Below are 3,166 nucleotides of genomic sequence, written 5' to 3'. Positions count from 1 at the left end.
GGGCGCTTCCCTTCGGCCTTGCGTTTCCAACCTTACCAGATCCGTTTTCCGTTCCGTTTCCTGTCGGAAGCGATCGGAATTCAAATCCGTGGCCGCTGGAGAGCCATTCGCCTTTAGTTTGCCTTTCGGCTCCCTTTCGGCGTTGTTCCGAGTTTATCAGAGGTTTCAGTCGGCCTTACCGGCGTCCTGATCCTGATAAATCGGAGGGGCGCTTCGCTCGGAAAGAACTTTCCAGAAGCGGATAAATTCTAACTCTTGCGGTCGAACTTGTCCAGTTCGAGGCAACTGTTTGAATCTACCTCCCCGCTCGAGCCGTGTCAACGACTTTTGTGGGGCGGAGAGGACAGTAGCAGGTCAGCGTGGGTGGTCGCACATCAAGCTGCAGCTGGGGCGAGCGTGCTGCGCTCTGTCGGGTCGAGGTCTCCGGTCTCCCCGCTGCGTGCAGCTCGTCGGCCGACCACGTAGACGTACAGCAGGAACGCCAGCTCTGCCGTGATTCCGATGCTGATCCTTGCCCAGGTAGGGAGGCCGGAAGGGGTGACGAAGCCTTCGATGGCTCCGGAGATGAAGAGGATCAGTGCCAGGCCGATTGCCATGCCTACGGCTGCTCGGCCTTCCTCGGCCAAGGCCGTGCGGCGCGTGCGTGGGCCTGGGTCGATCAGGGTCCAGCCGAGTCTCAGGCCTGTGCCGGCCGCTACGAAGACGGTGGTCAGTTCGAGGAGGCCGTGCGGAAGGATCAGGCCGAGGAAGGTGTCCAGGCGGCCGGCCGACGACATGAGGCCGATGCCCACGCCCACGTTGAGCATGTTCTGGAAGAGGATCCAGATGACAGGCAGGCCCAGGAAGGCACCGAGGACCAGGCACATTGCTGCTGCTTGAGCGTTGTTCGTCCATACCTGTGCGGCGAAGGACGCCGCCGGATGGCTCGAGTAGTACGTCTCGTACTGGCCGCCGGGGCGGGTCATCTCTCGGAGTTCTGCAGGGGCCGCGATGGCGGACTGCACCTCTGGGTGGGTCGCGATCCACCAGCCGATGAGGGCTGCGACTGCCGTCGAGAGCAGGGCGGTGGGCACCCACCAGTGGCGGGTTCGGTAGAGCGCTGCGGGGAATCCCGAGGTCAGGAAGTGCGTGACGTCGCGCCAGCCTGCGCGGCGGGTGCCCGTTACGGCACTACGCGCGCGTGCGACGAGTTGAGTGAGCCGGCCGGTGAGCTGTGGGTCGGGGGCGCTCGACTGGATCAGGGAGAGGTGTGTGGCGGTGCGTTGGTAGAGCACGACGAGCTCGTCCACCTCGTCGCCGGTGAGGCAGCGTCGGCGGCGCAGGAGTGCGTCCAAGCGGTCCCACTCGGGGCGGTGGGCGGACACGAACACGTCGAGGTCCATCAGGCCGCTGCTCCCCTCCTCGTACAACGGCGTGCTGAATCCACAGCTTGGCAGACTGGGCGTTTCAGGGGCAGGGCGGAGAGGGCGGGCTCGTGTGAGTGAGCTGGTGACTGGTGAGGCGGTGGCTCTGGAACTGCGTACGGCGAGGCTTCCGAGCAGGGCCTTGGCTGTGCTCATCGACCTTGCTGTGGCGTTCGCCGTCTACATCTCGGTGTCTGTGGCGTTGTTGGCGGCCACCGCTTCTCTCGACGACGCGGCCGTGGCGGCGATCTCTGTGGCCACGTTCCTGCTCGTGCTCGTGGGTGGTCCCATCGCCGTCGAGACGCTGAGTCATGGGCGGTCGTTGGGGAAGCTGGCCTGTGGGTTGCGGGTGGTGCGGGACGACGGGGGGCCGATCCGGTTCCGGCATGCCCTGGTGCGTGGGGCGATGGGCGTCATCGAGATTCTGGCGAGCTTCGGAGTCGTCGCCTGTATCGCTTCACTGGTGTCGGCTCGGGGGCGGCGGCTTGGAGATGTGTTCGCGGGGACGCTCGTCGTACGGGAGCGCGTGCCGGCTGGGCGGGCTTCCTATGTGCCACCTCCGCCGCCCTGGCTTGTGGGGCGCTTTGCCGAGCTTGATCTGTCGGGCGTGCCGGACGGGCTGTGGTTGGCGATTCGCCAGTACCTGACGCGGATGGGTCAGCTCGATCCGCAGGTGGGGGCGGCCATGGCCGAGCGGCTGGCCGGGGACCTCGCGGCCCGTACCGGAGTGGCGCTTCCGCCTGGTGTGCCGCCCGGTCCTTATCTGGCGGCCGTGGTGCATGAACGGCAGACCCGGGAGGCTCGGCAGGCGTTCACCGGAGAGGGCGTGGCCCCTCGTGGCGATGGCTTCACGCAGGCGCGGCCGGTGGTGCCTCCGCATGGTGTTTCGGCTGAGCGGGGCGCGGAGGTCGAGGCGCCGCCTGCGACCGGGTTCGTGCCGCCCGCCTGAAGTCAGTCGGCCGGCGTTGCGGGGAATTGCGACGGCGGGGACTCCAGGTGCTCCAGCTCGATGCCGGGAGCGGCGAGGACCACGTCGCCGGCGATGTGCACGGTGCTCTGCTCCCCCGTGTCCAGGGCTGTGACCTGGTACTCGTCCACAAGCAGCGGGCCGATGTCAGTGGCGTGTGGTTCTGTCTTCAGCAGGGCCCAGGACTGGTCGAGGGTGCGTGGGGCGAGGACCGGCTGGGTGAAGCAGACGAGGCGTACGCGAGTGGCGGGGGTGCCAGGGGTGAGGCGCAGCAGACGGGCTGTGGCGACGAGAAAAGCCGGGGAGGCCCCGGTGAAGGCGTGAGCGGCGACGTTACCTTCGGTGGCGTGCTCGCCCGTGGGGTCGGTGCGTACCCAGGTGACGCCTTCGAGCGCCGCGCCGCGGACCTGCCAGCTCGCGCTGTGGAGTTCGGCGCGGATGGGGCGGCCGAGCTCGTCGATGGCCAGGTCGACGGAGCCCGCGTGGTCGCCCGCGGGGGTGGTGAGTTGGGAGACGTAGCGCCAGCCGGAGGGGCCGGGGGCGCAGTGGAAGTGTTCTTCGCCGAGGGGGGTGTGGTCGTGGGGGTCGTGGAGCGAGTAGCGGCCGCGAGGCATGCGGATCGGGTCCTTCGTCGGGGCCTTGGTCGGCTGGGCGGGGCGAGCCGGGCGTGCGGCCTGGCCGGGCCGGGTCCGGGCGGCCCTCAAGGGGGCAGGCCCCCGCCACGGGGGCGAGGGCCTGCTTCAGGCTACGGCCGAAGGCGTCCGGTGGCCGGGGCCGGCCGGGCGCCTGGGTCGGG

The 3,166-nt window shown here is 68.5% G+C and carries 3 protein-coding genes; 1 reads left to right on the top strand and 2 read right to left on the bottom strand.

What is annotated here, in order from left to right:
- Positions 1-374: 374 nt before the first annotated feature.
- Entirely contained in the window at positions 375-1,382 is a 1,008-nt protein-coding gene (locus QIS96_RS37550; RefSeq protein WP_282547377.1) for a stage II sporulation protein M, read from the bottom strand.
- A gap of 94 nt (positions 1,383-1,476) precedes the next feature.
- On the opposite strand from QIS96_RS37550, the gene QIS96_RS37545 reads away from it, so the two are divergent.
- On the top strand, positions 1,477-2,352 hold the full coding sequence (locus QIS96_RS37545) for an RDD family protein (protein ID WP_282547376.1): 876 nt from the start codon (positions 1,477-1,479) through the stop codon (positions 2,350-2,352).
- Between the two features lie 2 nt (positions 2,353-2,354).
- Here QIS96_RS37545 and QIS96_RS37540 read toward each other — a convergent pair whose 3' ends face one another.
- Positions 2,355-2,984, bottom strand: a complete 630-nt coding sequence (locus QIS96_RS37540) for a hypothetical protein (protein WP_282547375.1) — start codon at positions 2,982-2,984, stop codon at positions 2,355-2,357.
- Between the last annotated feature and the right edge of the window lie 182 nt (positions 2,985-3,166).

This window comes from Streptomyces cavernicola, from assembly GCF_029968035.1.
Taxonomy (GTDB): domain Bacteria; phylum Actinomycetota; class Actinomycetes; order Streptomycetales; family Streptomycetaceae; genus Streptomyces; species Streptomyces cavernicola.
This window is presented reverse-complemented; position numbering and strand designations above follow the sequence as displayed.